The organism is Cryptosporangium minutisporangium (genome assembly GCF_039536245.1).
Lineage (GTDB): Bacteria > Actinomycetota > Actinomycetes > Mycobacteriales > Cryptosporangiaceae > Cryptosporangium > Cryptosporangium minutisporangium.
In genome coordinates this window covers 91,947-112,566 of sequence record NZ_BAAAYN010000007.1, presented here as the reverse complement: position 1 = coordinate 112,566, position 20,620 = coordinate 91,947, and the positions used below count along the sequence as shown (strand labels likewise).

Genomic DNA, 20,620 nt, shown 5'->3' with positions numbered 1-20,620 from the left:
CCTTACGCCGGCGGCCGGCCCGCGGCAGCGTCGGCGTCCCGGAGTTCCTTCAGCCGCTGTTCCGCGAGCGGTAGGGAGCCGTTCGCCGCCGCCGGCGCGGTGGATGCGGATGTCGGGGCGGCCTGCACCGCAGGCTTCTGCTGTCCCTGACCGAGCTGGCCACCGGACATGCTGGCCCGGATCTGGTCGAGGCGGTTGGCGCCGGCCATGTCGAGCGCCGACTTCTGGACCTCGATCATCCGGCCCTCGACCGAGTTCTGGGCGAGCTCGGACCGGCCCATCGCGGTCGCGTACCGGCTCTCGATCTTCTCCCGGACCTCGTCGAGGCTCGGGACGTTGCCGGACGCGGTGAGCTGCGACATGCCCTGCAGCGAGTCGGCGACTCGCTCCTGCATCTTCGCCTGCTCCAGCTGGTTCAGGAGCTGGGCACGCTCGGCCAGGCGCTGCTGGAGCAGCATCGCGTTGCTGTCGACGGCCTGCTTGGCCTGCTGTGCGGCCGCCAGCGCCTGGTCGTGCAGCGTCTTGAGGTCCTCCAGCGACTGCTCGGCGGCGACCAACTGGGTCGCGAACGCCTGCGCGGTGCTCTCGTACTGCGTGGCTTGCTGCTCGTTGCCCTCGGCGCGCGCCTTGTCGGCCAGGACGAGCGCCTGCCGGGCCGAACTCTGCAGCTTCTCGACCTGCGTCATCTGCCGGGACAGCTTCAGTTCGAGCTGGCGCTGGTTGCCGATGACGTTCGCGGCCTGCTCGACGAGCGCCCGGTGCTGGTTCTTCGCGTCGTCGATGGCCTGCTCGATCTGCACCTTCGGGTCGGCGTGCGCGTCGACCGTGGCGCCCAACGACGCCATGAAGTACTTCCAGGCCTTGATGATCGGGTTGGCCATCGGTGTCCTCAACTCCCTGTGGCGCGTGCGACCAGGCCGGGGCCGGCCGCGGCTGAGCCGGCCGGTGACCAGTCGTACTCGACCCTGGACGTGCGGTGCGTTTCCCCTATCGTCTCAGGCCTGCGCACCATCGTCACCTGCTGGACGCCAGGCTCAGGGTCAACCTCAGGGTAGGCGTCAGGGTCAGACTGTAGCCAGAGCCCGGAGGGGAAGTACTGCGGCGAGCAGGCGCGCGCCCGCCTCGGCGTCGTCGCCGTCGGGTGCGGCGACATGGCTGGCCAGCCAGCGAACCACCAGCTCGGCGCCGCGCGGATCACGGCCGCTGGCCGCCAGGACGTCGGCGGCCCCCGACCGGGCCGCACGCCATCCGGCAGCGCCGGCGTCCGCCCCGACCAGAGCCGCCAGCGCGGCCGGGTCATCGTCGGCAACCCGACGCAACGCAGGGTGGGTGTCGAGCCGGATCGCGGCGACCGCCAGCGCGTCCTCCAGCGCCAGGCCGCGGCACTCGTCGGCGATCAGCAGGATTTCGGCCTCGACGAGCGCGGCGAAAACCTCGTCCTTGTTGCGGAAGTGGTTGTAGAGCGTTCCCTTGGCGATGCCGGCGGCCTGAGCGATGTCGGTCATCGATGTGCGACGGGTACCGCGCTCGGCGATCAGGCGCACGGCGGCGTCCAACAGGGAGGCCCGGGTGCGCGCCATCGCGTTGCCGGCCCGCACTCGCGTGCCCCGGAAGCGGGCGCGGCCGCCCGAAGCGACGTCGGCGGGGCCGACGGCGCTCCAGTCGAACGGCAGTTCCCCCGCGCCGGGGTACTCCCCCGTCACCCGGTCGTCCGCCGTGCCCCGACCGACCACCCTCGCGTCCGGTTCGGGGCGCGTGGGCGGACGATCCAGGCCTGGAGGAACCGGGCCGGTCACGCGGCCGCGACCACCCGGTGGCGACCGCGCGCGTCCAGATGGCTGTCACGGTGGTGGTGCTGGTCGAGGTGGACCTCGAGCCGGCTCGGTCCGTTCATTCCGGACCCGCCGACGACACCGTTCGCGCCGACGACCTCGAGCTCGGCACCGTCGCCGCCGACAGCGCCACTGAGCGCGACCGGCTCGACCGCGTTCAGCACGCTCGCGCTCGCCGCCGGAGCGGTCTCCGCGACTTCCAGCGTGTCGCTGACGTCGCGCAAGACCTCCGAGAGCGGTACGCCGAGCGCCTCACAGATCGAGGAGAGCAGTTCGGAGGAGGCTTCCTTCTGACCGCGTTCGACCTCGGAGAGGTATCCGAGGCTCACCTTCGCGGCCGTGGACACCTCTCGGAGAGTGCGTTGCTGGGCGAGCCGCTGCGCCCGCAGCGTGTCGCCGAGGATCCGGCGCAGCAGGACCATCAGGCACCCCTCTCGCGCAGCTGCCAGGGATCAGGCATGGGCTCACCGTACTCCGGCCAGCCAGTCCGAGGCACGGTGACGGGCCGTCGGGACACGCGCGTTTGCCGAGGGCGTAACCGCTCGCCGTTTACCCCGTGGTGAGGTACCGGTCGTATTTCGTCTGCATCAGCCATCAACGGAACGAACGTCCACGGCGGCGCGGGGCTTCCCGCGTCGCCGCTCTGGGCCTCAGCGGGTGGCGTCGAGTCGCTCGGCGAGCAGCGCCAGAACGCTCTCGACGGTGGCGGCCCGGATGGTGGGCCGGTCGCCGTCGAGGGAGAGCTTCCGTACGGTCGGCGCGCCGTCCGGGCCGGCCACGCCCACGTAGACGGTGCCGGCCGGCACCTCGCCCTGCGAGTCGGGCCCGGCCACGCCGGTCGTCGCCAAGCCCCAGTCGGCGCCGCACCGGCGCCGGGCGCCCTCCGCCAGCGCGGCGGCCACCTCCCCGGCGACCGGGCCCAGCCGGTCGAGCAGCGCGCCGTCGACGCCGACCAGCGTGGCCTTGAGGTCGGTCGCGTAAGGCACGAGGCCACCCCGGAACACCGCGGACGCGCCGGGAACGTCGACGAGACGCGCGGCGAGCATTCCGCCGGTGAGCGACTCGGCGGTCGCGAGCGTCGCGCCCCGGGCCCGCAGCGCGGCGAGAACGCCCGCCGCGGTCGGCTCGGTCATCGGGCGCGGCCGGCGCGACGGACGGCCAGCGCCCGGAAGACGTAGTCGCCGCCGGTCACCACAGTGGCCAGCACCGCGGCTCCCATCACGACGGTGCCGACGTGGTCCACCGGGTCCGGAATCGGGCACAGGTACCAGATGATCGCCGCGATCTGCAGCAGCGTCTTGAGCTTGCCACCGCGGCTGGCCGCGATCACGCCGTGCCGGATCACCCAGAACCGCAGGGCGGTGACGCCGAGCTCGCGCACCAGGATCACCACGGTGACCCACCACGGCAGAAGGTCGTAGGCGGACAGCCCGACCAGCGCCGCGCCGGTGAGCGCCTTGTCCGCGATCGGGTCGGCGACCGCGCCGAACGGCGTCACCAGGTCGTGGGCGCGGGCGATACGCCCGTCCCAGTAGTCGGTGATCGACGCGACGGCGAACAGCACGGCGGAGGTCAGGAGCCAGCCCGCGTGCGTGCCGTCGGAGACGACCAGGGCGGCGACGAACACCGGGACGAGCACGATCCGGAGTGCGGTGAGCACGTTGGCCGCGTTCACCAGCGGGGCGGGTGGTTTCGGAACGGGCCCGGCCGGCCCAGTCGTGGCGTTCCCGTTCTCGGCGGGCACTGGCGAGTCAGCGCCGGTCGCCACGCCGCTCATCCGCCAGTGCCGACGGGCGCCGGAACCCGGTCGAGCAACTGCCGGTCCACGCCGGCCCGGTCGACGACGCCCAGCACCTCGGCGTCGAGATCGACCCCCAGGCTGCCGGTCACCCGGGCACGCACCAGGTCACCGACCGCCAGCCGGCCGAGCACCGGACAGTCGCCGGTGAGCGTCACCGAACCGTCGACCTCGGGTGCCTGGTGCTCTGCTCGGCCCTCGGCCACCCCGTCGTCCACGGTCTCGACCAGGACCTCCACGATCTGACCGTGCCGCTCCTCCGCCCGCTGGGCGGTGAGCTCCTCGGCGAGCCGGGAGATCCGGTCGTACCGCCGGTCGATCGCGTCGCGGCGGATCTTGCCGGGCAGGGTCGCGGCCTCGGTGCCGTCTTCGTCGGAGTAGGCGAACACACCGATCGCGTCGAGCCGGGCGGCGGAGAGGAACCGGGCCAGCTCGGCGACGTCGGCTTTGGTCTCCCCCGGGAAACCGACGATGACGTTCGAGCGCGCTCCGGCCTCCGGCGCCAGCTCCCGCGCGGTCGCGAGCAGCTCCAGGAACCGCTCGGTCGACCCGAACCGCCGCATCCGGCGGAGCACGGGCTCGGAGGAGTGCTGGAACGAGAGGTCGAAGTACGACGCGACGCCAGGCGTCTCGGCGATGACCTCGATCAGCGACGGCCGGGTCTCGGCCGGCTGCAGGTACGACAACCGGACCCGAACGACGCCCGGCACCGCGGCCAGCTCCGGCAGCAGCGACTCCAGCAAGCGGGGGTCACCGAGGTCCTTGCCGTACGAGGACGAGTTCTCGCTGACCAGCACGAGTTCCCGAACGCCCTGGGACGCCAGCCAGCGGGCCTCGTCGAGGATCTCGGTCGGACGCCGGGACACGAACGCGCCGCGGAAGGACGGGATCGCGCAGAACGCGCATCGGCGGTCGCAGCCGCTGGCCAGCTTCAGGGGGGCGACCGGGCCGCCGTCCAGGCGACGCCGCAGGACCCGTGGTCCGGAGGCGGGCGCCACGCCGTCGGGCAGATCGGCACCGTGGCCGGGCACGGCCACCGACGCCGACGAGCGCTCGACCGGCGTGATCGGCAGCAGCGTGCGCCGGTCGACCGGGGTGTGGGCGGTGAGCTCCTCACCGGCGAGCACCCGGTTCAACCGGTCGGAGATCTGGGCGTAGTCGTCGAAGCCGAGCACGGCGTCGGCCTCGGGCAGCGCCGTGGCCAGCTCGTTGCCGTACCGCTCGGCCATGCAGCCGGCCGCGACGACCTTCGCGCCGCTGTCGGACGCGGCGAGCAGGGTGTCGACCGAATCCTTCTTGGCCTGCTCGACGAACCCGCAGGTGTTGACCAGCACCACGTCGGCGTCCGAGGCGTCGACCAGTTCCCAGCCGTCACCGGCGAGACGGCCGGCGAGCTCTTCGGAGTCGACCTCGTTGCGCGCGCAGCCCAGCGTGACGAGGGCGACACGTCGGTCGCCGGCATTCCGAGGCATGCGGCGAGCCTACCGGCCCAGGATGTGTTCGCCCGCCGGACCGAGGCCCGGTCTGTGCCCCGAGCGGAGTCGATGGGCACGAAGGTGACAGATACCACAGGCTCAAGCGGTCTCTAATCGTCCGATACCGGGCGACGTACGCGTACACCGCGCCGCCTGTCACTCCGACGGCTTACAGTGTGTGGAGTATGTCCACGCACTCAGTGAGGTGCGCACATGGACCATGACGTCACGACGACCCCGGTGACGCAGGTGACAGCGACGATGGACGCATTTCGCACGGAGTTGACGAGACGCCGTGTCGAGGCCGGTTTATCGAAGAAGGCCTTGGCGCGCCGGATGTCGTTCGACCCGTCCTACGTCAGCCACATCGAGAGCGGACGCCACCGCCCCACCGAGGACTTCGCGCGCCGGGCGGACGACGTCCTCGGGTCCGGTGGCCGCCTCTGGCTGCTCTGGCGGGAGTACGACCGCTCCCGGCAGGAATCAGCCGCCGGCGCCGCGGTGCCGGTCACCCCGACCGCCGACTCGTCCTCCGACCTGGTGGTCGAGCGCGAAGAAGCGTCGATGCGGTTCGACGGACACAGCTACGTGATGACGATCCGTCGGCAACTGCACAACGTCGGCACCAAGCCGGTGTCGCTGTACTGGATCAGGATCGTCAGCGACGACCGGTCCGAGGCGCCGCTCACCTGGGACATGATCGATCTCCGCGCGAGCTGCAACGGCGAGCCGATGGACTGGCGCGTCGCCAGCGACCAACCGTTCGCCAAGCACGTCTGGCTCCAGTTCCGGCACGGCGACTACGAGTTCCCGCTCTATCCGGGCGACCGGACCTGGATCGAGTACTCGTACACGGTCGCCGAGGGCATCTGGGGGCACTGGTTCCAGCGAGCGATCCGCCTGCCCACCCGGTACCTCTCGATCCGCCTGACGTTCCCGACCCACCTGGAGCCCCGCGTCTGGGGTACCGAGACGTCGATGACCGCGGACGGTGCTCCGCTCGCCGCGACCCCGCGGATCACTCACTCCCCCGACGGTGAGTCGGAATGGTTCTGGGAGGTTCCGCACCCGCAGCTCAACGCGCGCTACCGCCTGCTCTGGCAGTTCCAGAACGGTCCCGGCATTCGATCCGGCCAGGCCGCCGAGCGGTCGGAGCGGTCCGAGCGCTCGGACCGGCCCGAACGCGCGGACCGGTCCGACCACCCCGGCAGAGCCCGCCGGTCGTTGCTAAACCGTCGACGGCCGGCCGTTCTGCAGTGAGCGGAGCAGGTCCAGATCGACCGCGGCGATCCCGCCGACGGTGAGGCAGGCGGTGGTCACCGGGGCCACCACGACCACTCGACACCCAGCCGCCAGCGCGCTGGCCACGCCGATCGCGGAGTCCTCCACCACGGCACACTCGGCGGGGGTGACGCCCAGGGTGTCCGCCGCCCGCCGATAGGGCTCCGGGCTCGGCTTCAGTGCCGCCACGTCGTCCGCGGAGACGATGACGTCGAAGCGCGACCGGTCGGCCTCGACCAACGCCGCCTCCACGTGCGCCCGCCCGGAGGAGGTGACCAGGCCGGTGTGGAGCCCGGCGGCTTGCACCGTCCGGACGAGTTCCCGGGCGCCGTCGAACCACGGCGGCGGCGCCTCGTCGAGCAACATCCGCGCCCGGTCCTGCACCCAGCGGAGGTTGCCGTCCAGATGATCGTCGGAGAGGCCCAGTACCTTGTGGGCGATGACGAGCGCCTCGGAGGTGGCGAGGCCGACGCTGCGAACGAAGAATTCGGGTGGGAGTTCACCACCGTGAGCGGCTGCCAATTCGGTCATGGCCTGGTCCCACACCCCGTCGCTCGCGACCAGCGTGCCGTCCATATCGAACAGCACTGCGCGTAACGCGACGTCGTCCTGTGGGCTTTCCTCACTTCCCGGCAAGTGCGACACACCCCAGAGTGATTTGCTCGTCGGCCGGTCGCAATCGCTCACGGGCCCCACCGCATGAGAATGGATGAGAATCCAGGTTTCCCGCCGGTCATGGCCGGGTTCCGGGGTGAGCGCCGGTGGGGCGGCAGCGAGACCAGACATCGGGGCGCTAATCTGCCCTTCCGTGATCTCATCCGCCTCTCGCGCCACAACGATCGCCCCGGTTCTCCCCGCCCGCTCGGCGTCCAGCGGAGACCTGCGAGCGTTGGGGATCGCCCAGAGGGACGAGGATCCGCTACTCGGCAAACCGTCCGTCGAGTTCACCCTTCCCACCGAGGCGCGGGCGGCCCGCCAGGTGGTGGCCCGGTTGCGCGCCACCGCGGCGGAGGTACGGCGCATCCACTCGTTCCGTGGGGGAATGGGGCTCGCCGCCCCGCAGATCGGGGTCGGCCGCCGGGCCGCGATCGTGTGCACGCCCGACGCCCGCGGGCCGATCGTCTTGCTCAACCCGCGGGTGGTCGACCGCTCCGCGGCCGACGACGTCCGCTTCGAGGGCTGCCTGAGCTTCTTCGACGTGCGCGGCCGGGTGCGGCGTCCGGTGCACCTCGTGGTCGAAGACCAGGCGTGGGACGGGACGCCGCGCACCACCCGCTTCAACGGCAGCCTGGCGCGGCTGGTGGCGCACGAGATCGACCATCTGGACGGCGTCCTGTACTGCGACCTGATGGCGGCGACGGACCGGCTGATCCCGGTCGAGGACTACCGCGCGACCGAGGCCGCCGGGAACTACTGAGGCGGCCCGACCCCGGCGGCCGAGGCGTCCGAAACGAGCGGGACGACGCCCGGAAGCGTCGGGACGAGAAGGTACGTGCCGAGCACGACCCGGTCCCACCGGGAGAGCGCGACACCGGCCCGGTCGGCCAGCGCGACGAGCTCCCGCCAGCCGGTCGTGCGTCCGTCCAGCAGTCCGGTGAGCCTGCGTCGCAGCAGCGCGCGCTCGCCGCCGCCGACCGACCGGCCGGCCAGCCGCGCGACGGTGCCGGTCAGCGACAGGTCGAGCGCTTCGTGGTCGGCTTCCAACCGGCGCGCCCGGTCGACCGCCTCGTCCGCTGCGTCCACCCCGTCGACGAGCGCCCGGTAGAGATCCGCGCGCTCCGACGCCGTGCAGCAGATCCCGATCTCCCGGATGAGATCCACCGGCTCGTCCGCGGTGTGCACGAGGTTGAGCTGCTGGTTGAGCGTCCCCAGCGCGTGCCGCAGCTGGCCGGGCCGGCAGCGCGCCGGATCCGACGATCCCTTCCCGCGGGTGAGGATCGACGACGCCCACTCGCCGTCGTGCGGCGCGCGGAGCAGCAGCACGAGCGAGTCGGTCGCCGACATGTAGAGGTCCGCCATCTCCCGCCGGTCGCGGGTCGCGGTGTTCCACTGGTACTGCCAGAACGCACGAACCGCCCAGCGGTGGACGCGGAACCGGCGGGCGTGCACCACCCGCCATCCCCGCACCGAAAGCCACTCCAGCGCGGACACCAACCGCCGTCGTACCACCGCATCCGGTTTGAGCAGCGCGAACGCATGCCGGGTGGCTATCCCGACGGCATCAGAGCCACCGATACGCATTAAATCCTCCCAGGAGTCCCGGTAATAGGTGTCGACCGAATAGAGTCGCCGTTTACCGGCCGACTGTGCTAATCGAAGGTCCACCGGATCCGGTACGACAACGGGATCCAAGTGCACGAATTCAGTTAACGGAGTAGGGCCGAAATGGTCCGGCTGAGCCACCGTGGCCTCCCAGACAGGTCGGTGGGTATCCAGCGCGAGCAGTGCTATCGCCCCAGCACAGCGCGGGGAGGCTCGTCGCGCCGAGGAGTCGACACGGAGCGATGCGTTCATGCATTCGGTCAGCATCAGCTTTAGTCGACCGTGGATGAAGTGGCGGTCGCCCTCGACGGTAGCTTAGTTCCCCGGTGAACTCCCGCCTGATCGGAAAGGTCGCTGGGTGACCGCGGAAAATATTCCCCCTGGACTCGTCGCACTGACCTCTGTTCGCGACGTCGGCTCTACCGGAGTCACATTGCGCGCCATTTCTGAACTCGAAGAAATCGCGGATCAATCTGAACTCGTAGCGCATTGTCTTCGCTTTCTTCGCCGCGAACTCGCCGGTTATGCCAGCCTGTGGCACCTGGAGCGGCTGCTGGAGACGGGCGACCCCCGGATCGAGCTGCCACGGTTCGCCGCTCGCCTGGAGCGGGACGCTCAGGCGGCCGTCGACACCGCCTACCGGCTGCTGGCCGGCCGGGTGGGCGGGTTCGTCACCGCGCCGAGCAGCGGGACCACCCGGCGCGTGCTCGCCCGGCTCGGCGGGGCGGCGTCCGGCACCGACGCCTCCCGCGCGCTGACCGGACTCGCCGGGGCCGACGCGGTGGGGCCGACCGAGGTCCTCAACATCGTCGGCACCCGCGATCTGGCCGAGCGGCTGCCGACGGTGGTCGTCACGACGCCCGACCGGATCGTGCCGCCGGACGTGTTCGACAGCCTCGGCTCGCCGCTGTTCGAACGCATCCCGCTGTCGCTGTTCGAGGCCGTCGTCGTCGCCGACGAGGTTCTGACGCCGGCCCAGGCCGGCGCCCGCGCCGCAGCGATGGCCGCGGCCCGCCCGGCCTGATCCTCGGCGCAGCCCGACTGTGGTGCCTGAGCGGGGTCCACACCGCACGTGGACCCGATCGGGCACTACAGCGGCGGTTACTCCGCAGCGCCTCCACGGAGGACGGTGAGGACCGAGTCCAGCTCGTCCGGCTTCACCAGAACATCCCGGGCCTTCGACCCCTCGGACGGTCCGACGACGCCCCGCGTCTCCATCAGGTCCATCAGCCGGCCCGCCTTCGCGAACCCGACGCGCAGCTTGCGCTGCAACATCGACGTCGAGCCGAACTGGGTCGTCACGACCAGCTCCACCGCCTGGCAGAGCAGGTCGAGGTCGTCGCCGATGTCCTCGTCGATGTCCTTCTTGGCCGCCGTCGGCGCGGTCACGTCCTCGCGGAACTCCGGCTCGCGCTGCTCCTTGCAGAACTTGACGATCGCCGCGGTCTCGTTCTCGGTCACCCAGGCGCCCTGGATGCGGATCGGCTTCGACGCACCCATCGGCAGGAACAGCCCGTCACCACGGCCGACGAGCTTCTCCGCGCCGGGCTGGTCGATGATGACCCGCGAGTCCGCCAGCGACGAGGTGGAGAACGCCAGCCGCGACGGCACGTTGGCCTTGATCAGACCTGTGACCACGTCGACGCTCGGGCGCTGCGTCGCGAGGACCAGGTGGATGCCGGCGGCTCGGGCCAGCTGCGTGATCCGGACGATCGCGTCCTCGACGTCCCGCGGCGCCACCATCATCAGGTCGGCCAGCTCGTCGACGATCACCAGCAGGTACGGGTAGGGACGGTAGACCCGCTCCGAACCGGGTGGCGCGGTGATCTTGCCGCTCTTCACCCTCTTGTTGAAGTCGTCGATGTGCCGCACGCCCGAGGCCGCGAGGTCCTCGTAGCGCATGTCCATCTCGCGGACGACCCACTGCAGAGCGTCCGCGGCCTTCTTCGCGTTCGTGATGATCGGCGTGACCAGGTGCGGGATGCCTTCGTAGAGCGTCAGCTCGACCCGCTTGGGGTCGATGAGCACCAGCCGCACCTCGTCCGGCGTCGACCGGGACAGGATCGACACCAGGAGCGTGTTGATGCAGCTGGACTTGCCGGCGCCGGTCGCTCCGGCTACCAGGATGTGCGGCATCTTCGCGAGGTTCGCGACGACGTAGCCACCCTCGATGTCCTTGCCCAGCCCGACCAGCATCGGGTGCTCGTCGCTGGTCGCCGCGTGGCTGCGCAGGACGTCGCCGAGCGCGACCGTCTCCCGGTCGGTGTTCGGGATCTCGACGCCGACCGCGGACTTGCCCGGGATCGGGCTGATGATCCGGACGTCCGGCGACTTCACGGCGTACGCGATGTTCCGGGAGAGCTGCGTGATCCGCTCGACCTTCACGGCCGGGCCCAGCTCGATCTCGTACCGGGTCACCGTCGGCCCCCGGGTGAAGCCGGTGACCGCAGCGTCCACGTCGAACTGTTCGAACACGCCGGTCAGCGCCGCGATCACGGTGTCGTTGGCGCGACTACGGGTCTTCGCCGGCGGGCCGGACGAGAGCAGGTTCGGCGGCGGGAGCCGGTAGTCGCCCTCGGTCGCGCTGAGCGCGAGTTGTTCGGCCCGCGTCGGTGCCGGCGTGTGCTCGGGAGCGCTGCGCGGTGGTGACGCCGGTACGTCCGCCGGCTCGGCCGGGGTCGTCGCCCGCTTGACGCCGGGACGCGGGCCGGGCACCCCCGCAGCGGGCACGCTGTCCGGACCGGTGCGACGGATCGCGCCGGTCTCCTCGGGATCGCCGACCGGCCCGGTGTCGGGGGTCAGGCCGTCCGCGGCCCGGCGGCGGCGCCGCGGACGAGGCGGCGCAGCGAGTGCATCGTCGACCACGTCCAGGCCGACGTCCTCGCCCTCGACGTCCGGCGGCAGGGCTTGGACGCGGCCCTGGGTCAGGCCCCAGAGCTGGTCCAGGCGGGCCGGAATCGCGGCGATCGGCGTCGCGGTGATCACCAGCACGCCGAAGATCACGACCAGCACCAGGATCGGGATCGCCACCCACGCGGTGACCGCGGCGACCAGCGGACCGGCGGCGAACCGGCCGATCACCCCGCCGGCGTGCGTCCAGGTGTCCGGGTCGGAGGCGTCACCGGCGCCCAGGTGGAACAGGCCCAGTAAACCGATGGTCAGCGCCGACCAGCCGACGACCATCCGGCCGCGGTGCTCGGGGTCGGCGGGCGTCCGCATCATCCGGACCGCGGCCGCGCCGAACAGGACCGGGAGCGCCACGGCGGCGGAGCCGAACAGCCATCGGAGGGCCGTCCGGGTCACGTCGCCGGTGGGTCCGCCTGCGTTGAACCAGAGCGCGGCAGCCGCGACGATGCCGATCGCCAGCACCAGCAGGCCGGCACCGTCCCGCCGATGTTCAGCAGGCAGGTCTCGGGCCGTGGACGCCTGTCGCCCGGCCGCGCGTACTCCACCGCCGACGCCGCGCGCCACTAGCAGCCAGGCGTTGAGCAGGACCTGACCCGGACCGGGGACCCGGGACGGCGCTGCCTTGCCGCGGCCGGCCGGGGTAGCGCGCTTGGTGGCCTTCGCGGGCCTCGCGCCGCCGCGAGCGGCGGCCGTGCGTGCAGTGGGGGTCCGTCCGGCGGCCTTGCGAGGAGCGGCCTTCCGCGGGGCAGCCTTCTTCGCGGGTCCGTTCTGCGAGCCGGCCGGATTTGATCCAGACGCGCGGGAACGACCACCAGCCATGGTGACGACCGTATCGTGCCGACACCCGTGTGCCGCACTGCCGCGCCGGTCCCGAGTCTACCCTAACTGTGAGTAGCGGAACGATTACGTGTTGTCCGCGCGTTGTTTGATGGAGAACGGGGAACTCCCGCAGCACCGGTCCGGAGCAGCGGGACTACCCGCTCCACTACAGGAGGGACCACGATGGCGTCGATCATCAACAAGCTCATGGCGTTCGCACGCAGCCCGAAGGGGCAGCAGACGATCGCTCGAGCCCAGCGCGAGCTGGGGAAGCCGGGCAACCAGGACAAGCTCCGCAAGCTGTCCGGCCGCCTGCGCGGCGGTGGTAGCGGCGGGACCCGCCACCACTGACTGACCGAGTCGGCCGCTCCGGTCCGGAGCGGCCGGTTCCCTCGATCTCACTCGATCGCTCAGACCTCGAGGACCGTCGGCACGATCATCGGGCGGCGCCGGTAGGTGTCCGACACCCAGCGCCCGACCGTGCGCCGCACGGTCTGCTGCAGCTGCCGCGGTTCGATCACCCCGTCGGCCGCGGCGGCGTCCAGCGCCTGCTCGATCAACGGCAGCACCGGGTCGAACGCCGTCGGGTCGTCGGCGAATCCGCGGGCAGCGACGAAGGGGCCACCCACCACCTTGCCGGTGGCCTCGTCCACCACCACGGTGACCGCGATGAAGCCCTCGTCCCCGAGGATCCGACGCTCGGTCAGCGCGGTCTCACCGACGTCGCCGACCGCCAAGCCGTCCACGTACACGTAGTGGTTCTCGACGTGCCCGGTGATCCGCGCGACGCCGTCCACGAGGTCCACGACGTCGCCGTCGGCGCACATCACGATCCGGTCGTCCGGCACCCCGGTCTGTCCTGCGAGCCGGGCGTGCGCCTGCAGGTGACGCCACTCGCCGTGCACCGGCATGAAGTTCCGCGGTCGCACCGCGTTCAGCAGGTACAGCAACTCCCCCGCGGGTGCGTGCCCGGAGACGTGTACCTTCGCGACCTCTTTGTGGATCACGTTCGCGCCCCACCGCGCCAGCCCGTTGATGACCCGGTACACCGCGCTCTCATTGCCCGGCACCAGCGACGACGCCAGGATGATCGTGTCGCCCGGCTCGATCGTGATGTGCCGGTGATCGCGGGACGCCATCCTTCCGAGCGCGCTCATCGGCTCGCCCTGGGATCCGGTCGACATGAAGACGACCTGGGTCGGCGGCAGGCTGGCCGCGTCGTCGAGCGAGACGACCAGACCCTCCGGAATGCGGAGCAGCTTCAGGTCCCGGGCGACGCCCATGTTGCGCACCATCGACCGCCCGACGAACGCGACCCGCCGACCGTGCGCGTGTGCGGCGTCGAGCACCTGCTGGACGCGGTGCACGTGCGACGCGAAGCTCGCCACGATGATGCGCTTGGTGGCGTTCCGGAAGAGGTCGTCGAGGACCGGACCGATCTCGCGCTCCGCGGTGACGAAACCCGGCACCTCGGCGTTCGTCGAGTCGGAGAGCAGGAGATCGACGCCCTCGCGTCCGATCCGGTGGAACCCGCCGAGGTCGGTCAGCCGGCCGTCCAGCGGCAGCTGGTCCATCTTGAAGTCGCCGGTGTGCAGCACGGTGCCGGCCGGTGTCCGGATCGCCACCGCCAGCGCGTCCGGGATCGAGTGGTTGACCGCGAAGAACTCGCATCCGAACGGCCCGAGCTGCTCGGCCTGGCCCTCCCGCACGGTCAGGCTGTACGGCTCGATGCGGTGCTCACGAAGCTTGGCTTCGATCAGCGCCAGCGTGAACCGGGAGCCGACCAGCGGGATGTCCGGCTTGAGGCGCAACAGGTACGGCACGCCGCCGATGTGGTCCTCGTGCCCGTGCGTGAGGACGATCGCCTCGACGTCGCCCAGGCGGTCGGCGATCGGCGTGAAGTCCGGCAGGATCAGGTCGACGCCGGGCTGGTCGGCCTCCGGGAACAGGACGCCGCAGTCGACGATCAGCAGCCGTCCCTCGGCCTCGAACACCGTCATGTTGCGGCCGATCGCACCCAGGCCGCCGAGCGGGAGGACGCGCAGTCCGCCGGCCGGAAGCGGCGGCGGTGGGCCCAGCGGCGCCGGAATCGTCATCGCGTCCACACCTCCCACTGCGGCCGGAGCACCCCGGCCTCGCCGGGAACCGCCTTTGTCGGACGCGACGGTCATGCAGCCTCCTCGTCGGCCAGTTCCACGCCACCACGGGCGAGATCGTCGCGGAGTATCGCGATCTGTTCAGCGGTCGCGTCCACCAGCGGCGATCGCACGGACCCGGCAGGCAGGCCGAGCAGGTGGTAGGCGGCCTTCGTGAGGATCGCCGCCTGAGTGCGGAACACCCCGATGTCGACCGGCAGCATGCCCTGGTGGAGCGCGCGTGCCTCGGCGACGTCGCCGCGCTCGTACGCGTCGATCATCGCGCGGATCCGGGGCGCGACCAGGTGACCGGTGACGCTCACGACCCCGACCGCGCCGACCGAGAGCAGCGGCAGCGTGAGGATGTCGTCTCCGCTGTAGAACGCGAGGTCGGAGCCGGCGATCACCTCGGCGCTGGCGGCCAGGTCGCCCTTGGCGTCCTTGACCGCGACGACGCGCGGGTGCTCGGCGAGCGCGATCAGCGTCTCGGTGGCGAACGCCACGCCGGTGCGGTGCGGGATGTCGTAGAGCATCACCGGAAGGCCGGCCGAGTCCGCGATCGTCCGGACGTGCCGGACGAGACCCGACTGCGGCGGCTTGTTGTAGTACGGGGAGACGACGAGGAGCCCGTGGGCACCCGCCTTCTCTGCGGTACGGGCGAGCTCCACCGAGTGGTTGGTGTCGTTGTTGCCCGCCCCGGCGACGATCGTCGCCCGGTCGCCCACGGCCTCGATGACCGCGCGGAGGACCGACTCCTTCTCGGCGTCGGTCATCGTCGGTGCTTCGCCGGTGGTGCCGTTGACCACCAGACCGTCGTTACCGGCCACGTCGACGAGGTGCTCGGCCACTTTCTGCGCGCCGTCGAGGTCGAGCGATCCGTCCGCCGTGAAGGGCGTGACCATGGCGGTGAGAACGCGGCCGAACGGCCGCCGTGGTTCGGCGCTCATGCTGCTCACGCTACCGTCCCGGCGGCCGGAACGCGTCGGGGGACTCAGCCCTCGGTGACCAAGGGGCTGGTCGCTACTTCCGTGCCGTCCGGGAGGGCGTCGATCGTGAAGTCGGCGAAGGCGTTCGCCGCGATGCGCTGCAGCTCCCGCAGGCACGCGACGGCGAGCGCACGGATCTCCACGTCGGCGTGCTCGGTGGCGCGCATCGCGATGAAGTGCCGCCACGCACGGTAGTTGCCGGTGACGACGATCCGGGTCTCGGTCGCGTTCGGCAGCACCGACCGGGCGGCCTGGCGGGCCTGCTTGCGGGCGAGCGTCCGGTTGGTCGCGCCCTCCTCGGCGAACTTCTTCTCCAGGCCTTCGAGCAGCGTCGTGTAGGCCGCGACACTGGCCTCCGCGGCCTTGGTGAACGCCTCGTGCAGCTCCGGGTCGGCCGCGATGATGTCCGGCTCGACCATCGCCGCGTCCCGCTCCGGGACGTACCGCTGGGAGAGCTGGCTGTACGAGAAGTGCCGGTGCCGGATCAGCTCGTGGGTCAGCGACCGGGAGACGCCGGTCAGGTAGAACGTCACGCTGCCGTGCTCGAGCACCGACAGGTGGCCGACGTCCAGGATGTGCCGGAGGTACCCCGCATTCGTCGCGGTGGCCGGGTTCGGCTTGCTCCACGACTGGTAGCAGGCCCGGCCGGCGAACTCGGCGAGCGCTTCACCGCCCTCGGCGTCGGTCGACCAGTCGACGTCGGCGGGGGGCTCGAAGTGCGTCCAGGCGATCGCGCGGACAGTCAGCGGCACGATCTCGGCCACGATTTCTCCCTGCTGTTCGGAGTCGGGTACCCCGTCAGCATACGAAGAGAATCAGGATACGAAGAACCAGGAGAACGGCGCCCACGGCAGGTTGCGCAGCACCGCGAACACCACCCAGAAGACGAGGTAGCCGAGGATCGCGACGAGCGGGATCCGCTTGCTCGGCAGCCGGACGCCGAACAGGCGCTTGGCGGCGAAGACCACGTACGCCCAGGCGAGGATCGGGATCGCGATCAGGGCGACGAGGTGGTGGCGGAAGGCCTGCACGACGTCGCCGTGCAGGAGGTACCAGACCATCCGGGTGCCGCCGCAGCCCGGGCAGTCGAGCCCGGTCATCAGCTTGAACGCACACGGACCGACCGGGTCGAGCCGCGCGTCGGTGGGGTCGTTGTTCAGGACGTACGTGCCGGCCGCGCCCACGCAGCCGAGGATCGCCAGCGGAGCCAGCCAGGACGGCTTGGACCACGCCGCCGTCGCCAGTCGCTCGATCCGGCTCGGCGGGGTGTAGTTCCATGCAGACGGGTCACCAGCGTGCTGGCCCTGCCCAGCGGGGGCGTATGCGCCGTCGGGGTGCGGCGGCGGTACCGGCGCCCCGGCCGGCGCCAACGAACCCGGCGCTCCGGCTTGCTCGAGCATCCGCCCTCCTCCGATCCTTCTGTCGGCGACGATACACGCGGTTCGCGACCTCTGACGGCGGTCGTCGAGGTCCCGACAGCCCGTCGGCCGACCACGCGTGCAGCGGTCACTCGGTCAGCAGGGCGGCGCTGAGGGGCGCTGCGAGGTCGCCGTTGGGCCCGACCTCGACCCCGTCCAACCCGAGCCAAGCCGCGAGCGCACGCAACTCGACGGCGAGCGCCGCCACCGCCTCGGCCGTGAACGCCCGCCGCCGGGCCGAAGCGCCCCGCACCGGCTCCTCTCCGTCGCCGGTGGGTACCAGCGGCGTGGCCAACACCGCTGGTTCGGCGAACGCGCCAGGCACCCGCAGCACGCCGGCCGCTCGATCGGCTTTCAGGTCGACCCGGCCGACGAGTTGCCCACGGAACAGGAACGGCAGCACGTAGTAGCCGTAGACCCGACGCTCGGCCGGGGTGTAGATCTCCAGCCGGTAGTGGAAGTCGAACAGCCGCTCGGCACGGGGCCGGAACCAGACCAGCGAGTCGAACGGCGAGAGCAGCGCGGTCGCGCCCACCCGGCGCGGCATCCGAGCGTCCGCGGCGAGGTACGCCACGTCCCGCCAGCCCTCGACCGTGACCGGGACCAGCGCGCCCTCCTCGACCAGTTCGGCGACGGCCGGCTTCGACTGCTGCGGCTTGAGCCGGAAGTAGTCGCGCAGGTCGGGCTCGGTCGCGACGCCCAACGAACGAGCGGAGAGCCGGATCAGCTCCCGGTACGCGACCGCCGGCTCGGGCGTCGGTGTCGCGATCACCTCCGGCGGCAGCACCCGCTCGGTGAGGTCGTACCGACGCTCGAAGTTCCGGCGGTCGAACGTGCTGACCTCGCCCGCCCAGAACAGGTACTCCAGCGCGAGCTTGCTCTCCCGCCAGTCCCACCACGGCCCGGAGCGCGGCGCCCGGGGGCCGTTCTCGGCCTCCAGCTCCCCCGCCGTGAGCGGACCGCGCTCGGCGATCGTCGCCCGCACCTTCGCGACCAGGTCCGGCTTCTCCGCGGCGATCCGGCGCATGCCGCCCCAGGAATTGTCGGCCGCCTGGTCCATCCGCCAGCGCAACAGCGGCTGGACCTCGACCGGAACCAGCGAAGCCTCGTGCGCCCAGTACTCGAACAGCTGCCGGCCCGGGGAGTAGGCGGCTCGCTCGAGCATCTCGACCGGATAGCTGCCCAGCCGGCTGAAGAGCGGGAGGTAGTGGGAGCGGACCAGCACGTTCACCGAATCGATCTGGAACAGCCCGACGCGATCGAGCACCCGGCGCAGCGCCCGGGCACCGGGACGGCCGGTCGGCCGCGGGTCGGCGAAGCCCTGGGCCGCCAGGGCGACGCGCCGCGCCTCGGCCGCCGACAAGGTCTGGGTGGGGCCCGGCCGGCGCGCGGCCGGCAAGGTGCTGCTCACGGGAGATCGCCTTCCGGGTCGTCGACGGTTCGGCTCAGTGTGCCCCGACCCCCCGACAATTCTGGGTCGGCCCAGCTGTCCCGGAAGCCAGTTCCGCCACTCATGACAAGATGCGCACCATGCACGTCGCTGATGGTGACTCGCGGGGAAACGAGCCGTCCGACCAGCACCCGTTACCGCCGATCGACTACCCGATGCCGCCCTCGGTCCATCCCGCATCCGGCGGTTCGCCGTGGATCTTCCCCGGCGCACCCGCGGTCCCCCCGAAGAGGAAGCGCATCGGCCTGATCGTCGGCCTCGCCGTCGTACTGCCGCTCGTCCTGGTCCTGGGCTGCTGCGCGACGTGGGCGTTCGGGTCCTCCGAGTCGGACCGCCCGGATGTGCTCGCCGCGTCACCGACACGATCCGTCGACCGATCGACGCCGCCGCCCGCCGCCGAGGTCCTAGCGAAGGCGCTCGTCACCCCGGCAGACGCGTTGGCCGCCACCGGCTCACGGGTCGACGACAGCGCCACCTGGCCCCCCGATCGTGTGGTCACGCTCTCGCCGTTCCAGCTCTGCGAGACGGGGTCGGTGGCCGGCGACGCGATCGGTTCCCAGGACGCCAACGGGCTCGGCATCGTCGGGACCGAGGATGCCGTCGAGATCTCCTCCGCGGTCGCCGGCTTCTACGGTCGCTACAGCACCGAGTACTTCGGCCAGGTGCGCGCGCACGCCCAGGAATGCGGCTGGCAGGAGTTCAGCGTCCGGAGACTGGGCGACGAGTCGTTTGCGGCGTTCGGGAACACGGCGACCATCAACGAGGCGACCGCCGTCCTCGTCGTCCGCTCCGGACAGGCCGTTCTGGTGCTCGCGGTCGATGCCCACCAGAAGTCGACCAGCTACCAGCGCCATGCGATCGCGATGGCGACCCGGATGGCGTCTCGGCTTCCCCGGAGCGAGAAGTGACGCGCCTCGGGCTTCGCCAGCCGGAGCGGCCTCGCCAGCCGGAGCGGGGCCGGCGATGATCCCACCGATCGATCCGGCGATGGACGCCACGCTGCGGGCGGGCTGGTCCAGCGCGTGCGGCCTCTACGAGCACCTGAGCCGCGGCGGGACGCTGCGCGCCGATCCGCGTACGCCGCTTCGCCTGCGATCGGACGAGAACCACTTCGCCACCGCCGTTCTGGGGTACGCGCGGTTCTACGGCACGACGGTCGAGTACCAGCAGGGCAGCAGTCTCTGGTTCGGGTCGCCGGCGTTCGTGCTCGGCGGCCTCGCGGTGCAGGCGATCGCCAACCAGCAGGCGCGCAACCGGGCGGCGGCGATGGCGGCAGCCCAGTGGCGCGACCACGCGATGGTCCGGACCGCGCTTACCGACCAGCGGATCCTGTGCGACCACAGTGGGGAGTGGCTCAATTTCTGGCACGACGGCGTGCAGGAACTCCTCGTCGATCTCACCCGCTGGGCGTTCGTGCTGCGCTACGAGGCAGGCGCACCGTTGATGCTCCACGGTCCGTCCGCACCGTGGTTCGCCGTCGCGGTGTCCTGGCTGGTGTACGGGGCGCGCGGCCTGGAGATGCCCTGGTTCGCACCGCTCGGTGCGGCGGTCTCCGCCCGTCGCGCCGCGATCGAGCAGGCGCCGCGGGTGGTCGAGCCCGGTGCCGGCGACGGTTACTGAACGCCCTACCTACTAGGCTTCCCGCCATGGTCGACGCGTTCGTACGGGCGGCGCGGGCGGACGATGCCGCCGCGGTGGCCCGCGTCCAGCTCGCCACCTGGCGGACCGCCTACGCCGCGGTGATCCCGGCATCCGTCCTCGACGCGCTGGACGAGGACGACGTGGCGGCCCAGTGGCGCTCGGCGATCGTCGAACCGCCGACCCCGCGGCACCGGCTGTACGTCGCGTACGAGGGAGCGACCACGGTCGGGTTCGCCGCGATCGGGCCTGCGGCGGGCGAGGATCTCGTCGGCCCCGGGTACGAGTCCACGGCGCCGACGCCGGTCGGCGAGTGGGACGCGACCGCGCTGCTGGTCAACACGCTGCTCGTCGAGCCGCGCTGGGGACGGCGCGGCCACGGCAGCCGCCTGCTCGCGGCGGTCGTCGACGTCGCGCGCGACGAGGGATTCACCCGGGCGCTGACTTGGGCGCTGGAGGCCGACGGCGCCACCCGCTCCTTCCTGGAGTCGACCGGGTGGGCGTCGGACGGCGTCGGCCGAGTCCTGGACATGGACGGCACCGAGGTCGCCGAGATCCGGCTGGTCACCGACCTAGCCCCCGCCGACTGACGCTCCGTGAGCGAACCGGCCTCCGAGCA

At 71.5% G+C, this 20,620-nt stretch carries 21 protein-coding genes; 7 read left to right on the top strand and 14 right to left on the bottom strand.

Annotation, left to right across the window (positions count from 1 at the left end; translation table 11 throughout):
• Window positions 1-2 precede the first annotated feature (2 nt).
• The 6 genes from ABEB28_RS07030 to rimO form a co-directional block, all read right to left on the bottom strand.
• A complete protein-coding gene (locus ABEB28_RS07030) occupies window positions 3-881 on the bottom strand; it encodes a PspA/IM30 family protein (RefSeq protein WP_345727153.1) in 879 nt (292 codons plus the stop codon).
• 183 nt (window positions 882-1,064) lie between these two features.
• A complete protein-coding gene (locus tag ABEB28_RS07025) occupies window positions 1,065-1,703 on the bottom strand; it encodes a TetR family transcriptional regulator (protein ID WP_345727152.1) in 639 nt (212 codons plus the stop codon).
• Window positions 1,704-1,792: 89 nt separating this feature from the next.
• Entirely contained in the window at window positions 1,793-2,254 is a 462-nt protein-coding gene (locus ABEB28_RS07020; protein WP_345727151.1) for a helix-turn-helix domain-containing protein, read from the bottom strand.
• A 228-nt stretch (window positions 2,255-2,482) separates the two neighbouring features.
• Window positions 2,483-2,965, bottom strand: coding sequence for a CinA family protein (locus ABEB28_RS07015; protein WP_345727150.1), 483 nt, complete (start codon window positions 2,963-2,965; stop codon window positions 2,483-2,485).
• Entirely contained in the window at window positions 2,962-3,609 is a 648-nt protein-coding gene (gene pgsA / locus ABEB28_RS07010) for a CDP-diacylglycerol--glycerol-3-phosphate 3-phosphatidyltransferase (RefSeq protein WP_376980707.1), read from the bottom strand. The genes ABEB28_RS07015 and pgsA overlap by 4 nt, the downstream gene beginning before the upstream one ends.
• The gene (gene rimO / locus ABEB28_RS07005) at window positions 3,606-5,102 is read right to left on the bottom strand and encodes a 30S ribosomal protein S12 methylthiotransferase RimO (RefSeq protein WP_345727149.1); all 1,497 of its coding nucleotides are present in this window, start codon (window positions 5,100-5,102) and stop codon (window positions 3,606-3,608) included. Before rimO ends, pgsA begins: the two co-directional genes overlap by 4 nt.
• A gap of 216 nt (window positions 5,103-5,318) precedes the next feature.
• On the opposite strand from rimO, the gene ABEB28_RS07000 reads away from it, so the two are divergent.
• Window positions 5,319-6,365, top strand: a complete 1,047-nt coding sequence (locus tag ABEB28_RS07000) for a helix-turn-helix domain-containing protein (protein WP_345727148.1) — start codon at window positions 5,319-5,321, stop codon at window positions 6,363-6,365.
• Here ABEB28_RS07000 and ABEB28_RS06995 read toward each other — a convergent pair.
• Entirely contained in the window at window positions 6,333-6,974 is a 642-nt protein-coding gene (locus ABEB28_RS06995) for an HAD family hydrolase (protein WP_345727147.1), read from the bottom strand. The two genes, ABEB28_RS07000 and ABEB28_RS06995, sit on opposite strands and share 33 nt — an antisense overlap.
• Window positions 6,975-7,194: 220 nt before the next feature.
• Here ABEB28_RS06995 and ABEB28_RS06990 point away from each other — a divergent pair, with 220 nt between their 5' ends.
• Complete coding sequence (locus ABEB28_RS06990) at window positions 7,195-7,803, top strand: peptide deformylase (RefSeq protein ID WP_345727146.1); 609 nt, start codon at window positions 7,195-7,197, stop codon at window positions 7,801-7,803.
• On the opposite strand, the gene ABEB28_RS06985 is transcribed toward ABEB28_RS06990, so the two are convergent.
• Entirely contained in the window at window positions 7,797-8,627 is an 831-nt protein-coding gene (locus ABEB28_RS06985) for a nucleoside-diphosphate kinase (RefSeq protein WP_345727145.1), read from the bottom strand. The genes ABEB28_RS06990 and ABEB28_RS06985 overlap by 7 nt on opposite strands.
• A 454-nt stretch (window positions 8,628-9,081) precedes the next feature.
• Between ABEB28_RS06985 and ABEB28_RS06980 the strand changes: the two genes are divergently transcribed.
• Complete coding sequence (locus tag ABEB28_RS06980) at window positions 9,082-9,672, top strand: hypothetical protein (RefSeq protein ID WP_345727144.1); 591 nt, start codon at window positions 9,082-9,084, stop codon at window positions 9,670-9,672.
• 77 nt (window positions 9,673-9,749) lie between these two features.
• Here the strand turns inward: ABEB28_RS06980 and ABEB28_RS06975 are convergent, their stop codons facing one another.
• On the bottom strand, window positions 9,750-12,374 hold the full coding sequence (locus tag ABEB28_RS06975; protein WP_345727143.1) for an FtsK/SpoIIIE family DNA translocase: 2,625 nt from the start codon (window positions 12,372-12,374) through the stop codon (window positions 9,750-9,752).
• Between the two features lie 183 nt (window positions 12,375-12,557).
• On the opposite strand from ABEB28_RS06975, the gene ABEB28_RS06970 reads away from it, so the two are divergent.
• A complete protein-coding gene (locus ABEB28_RS06970; protein ID WP_345727142.1) occupies window positions 12,558-12,725 on the top strand; it encodes a hypothetical protein in 168 nt (55 codons plus the stop codon).
• Between the two features lie 59 nt (window positions 12,726-12,784).
• On the opposite strand, the gene ABEB28_RS06965 is transcribed toward ABEB28_RS06970, so the two are convergent.
• The 5 genes from ABEB28_RS06965 to ABEB28_RS06945 all read right to left on the bottom strand — a co-directional run bounded on the left by ABEB28_RS06965 (window position 12,785) and on the right by ABEB28_RS06945 (window position 18,324).
• Entirely contained in the window at window positions 12,785-14,470 is a 1,686-nt protein-coding gene (locus ABEB28_RS06965) for a ribonuclease J (RefSeq protein WP_345727187.1), read from the bottom strand.
• Between the two features lie 71 nt (window positions 14,471-14,541).
• Window positions 14,542-15,456 carry a 4-hydroxy-tetrahydrodipicolinate synthase gene (dapA, locus tag ABEB28_RS06960; protein WP_345727141.1) on the bottom strand — a complete coding sequence of 305 codons (915 nt, stop codon included), beginning with the start codon at window positions 15,454-15,456 and terminating at the stop codon, window positions 14,542-14,544.
• A gap of 44 nt (window positions 15,457-15,500) precedes the next feature.
• On the bottom strand, window positions 15,501-16,259 hold the full coding sequence (gene thyX / locus ABEB28_RS06955) for an FAD-dependent thymidylate synthase (protein WP_345727140.1): 759 nt from the start codon (window positions 16,257-16,259) through the stop codon (window positions 15,501-15,503).
• A 51-nt stretch (window positions 16,260-16,310) separates the two neighbouring features.
• On the bottom strand, window positions 16,311-16,895 hold the full coding sequence (locus ABEB28_RS06950; RefSeq protein WP_345727139.1) for a DUF2752 domain-containing protein: 585 nt from the start codon (window positions 16,893-16,895) through the stop codon (window positions 16,311-16,313).
• Between the two features lie 106 nt (window positions 16,896-17,001).
• Window positions 17,002-18,324: a winged helix-turn-helix domain-containing protein gene (locus ABEB28_RS06945; protein ID WP_345727138.1), complete on the bottom strand. Its 1,323-nt coding sequence runs from the start codon at window positions 18,322-18,324 to the stop codon at window positions 17,002-17,004.
• Window positions 18,325-18,443: 119 nt separating this feature from the next.
• Here ABEB28_RS06945 and ABEB28_RS06940 point away from each other — a divergent pair, with 119 nt between their 5' ends.
• The 3 genes from ABEB28_RS06940 to ABEB28_RS06930 are packed head-to-tail and all read left to right on the top strand — an operon-like array spanning window position 18,444 to window position 20,591.
• Window positions 18,444-19,271 (top strand): hypothetical protein, encoded by an 828-nt coding sequence (locus ABEB28_RS06940; protein ID WP_345727137.1) that lies wholly within the window; start codon window positions 18,444-18,446, stop codon window positions 19,269-19,271.
• 55 nt (window positions 19,272-19,326) lie between these two features.
• On the top strand, window positions 19,327-19,983 hold the full coding sequence (locus ABEB28_RS06935) for a hypothetical protein (RefSeq protein ID WP_345727136.1): 657 nt from the start codon (window positions 19,327-19,329) through the stop codon (window positions 19,981-19,983).
• Between the two features lie 26 nt (window positions 19,984-20,009).
• The gene (locus ABEB28_RS06930) at window positions 20,010-20,591 is read left to right on the top strand and encodes a GNAT family N-acetyltransferase (RefSeq protein WP_345727135.1); all 582 of its coding nucleotides are present in this window, start codon (window positions 20,010-20,012) and stop codon (window positions 20,589-20,591) included.
• The last annotated feature ends 29 nt before the right edge of the window (window positions 20,592-20,620 follow it).

What these genes read in the sequence shown, in the direction of transcription:
- ABEB28_RS06985 (WP_345727145.1), bottom strand. Translation starts at nt 8,627, where the DNA reads ATGCGTATCGGTGGCTCTGATGCCGTCGGGATAGCCACCCGGCATGCG.
- rimO (WP_345727149.1), bottom strand. Translation starts at nt 5,102, where the DNA reads ATGCCTCGGAATGCCGGCGACCGACGTGTCGCCCTCGTCACGCTGGGC.
- ABEB28_RS06940 (WP_345727137.1), top strand. Translation starts at nt 18,444, where the DNA reads ATGCACGTCGCTGATGGTGACTCGCGGGGAAACGAGCCGTCCGACCAG.
- ABEB28_RS06965 (WP_345727187.1), bottom strand. Translation starts at nt 14,470, where the DNA reads ATGACGATTCCGGCGCCGCTGGGCCCACCGCCGCCGCTTCCGGCCGGC.
- dapA (WP_345727141.1), bottom strand. Translation starts at nt 15,456, where the DNA reads ATGAGCGCCGAACCACGGCGGCCGTTCGGCCGCGTTCTCACCGCCATG.
- ABEB28_RS06970 (WP_345727142.1), top strand. Translation starts at nt 12,558, where the DNA reads ATGGCGTCGATCATCAACAAGCTCATGGCGTTCGCACGCAGCCCGAAG.
- ABEB28_RS06975 (WP_345727143.1), bottom strand. Translation starts at nt 12,374, where the DNA reads ATGGCTGGTGGTCGTTCCCGCGCGTCTGGATCAAATCCGGCCGGCTCG.
- ABEB28_RS06935 (WP_345727136.1), top strand. Translation starts at nt 19,327, where the DNA reads ATGATCCCACCGATCGATCCGGCGATGGACGCCACGCTGCGGGCGGGC.
- ABEB28_RS07030 (WP_345727153.1), bottom strand. Translation starts at nt 881, where the DNA reads ATGGCCAACCCGATCATCAAGGCCTGGAAGTACTTCATGGCGTCGTTG.
- ABEB28_RS07000 (WP_345727148.1), top strand. Translation starts at nt 5,319, where the DNA reads ATGGACCATGACGTCACGACGACCCCGGTGACGCAGGTGACAGCGACG.
- ABEB28_RS07015 (WP_345727150.1), bottom strand. Translation starts at nt 2,965, where the DNA reads ATGACCGAGCCGACCGCGGCGGGCGTTCTCGCCGCGCTGCGGGCCCGG.
- pgsA (WP_376980707.1), bottom strand. Translation starts at nt 3,609, where the DNA reads ATGAGCGGCGTGGCGACCGGCGCTGACTCGCCAGTGCCCGCCGAGAAC.
- ABEB28_RS06950 (WP_345727139.1), bottom strand. Translation starts at nt 16,895, where the DNA reads ATGCTCGAGCAAGCCGGAGCGCCGGGTTCGTTGGCGCCGGCCGGGGCG.
- ABEB28_RS07020 (WP_345727151.1), bottom strand. Translation starts at nt 2,254, where the DNA reads ATGGTCCTGCTGCGCCGGATCCTCGGCGACACGCTGCGGGCGCAGCGG.
- ABEB28_RS06930 (WP_345727135.1), top strand. Translation starts at nt 20,010, where the DNA reads ATGGTCGACGCGTTCGTACGGGCGGCGCGGGCGGACGATGCCGCCGCG.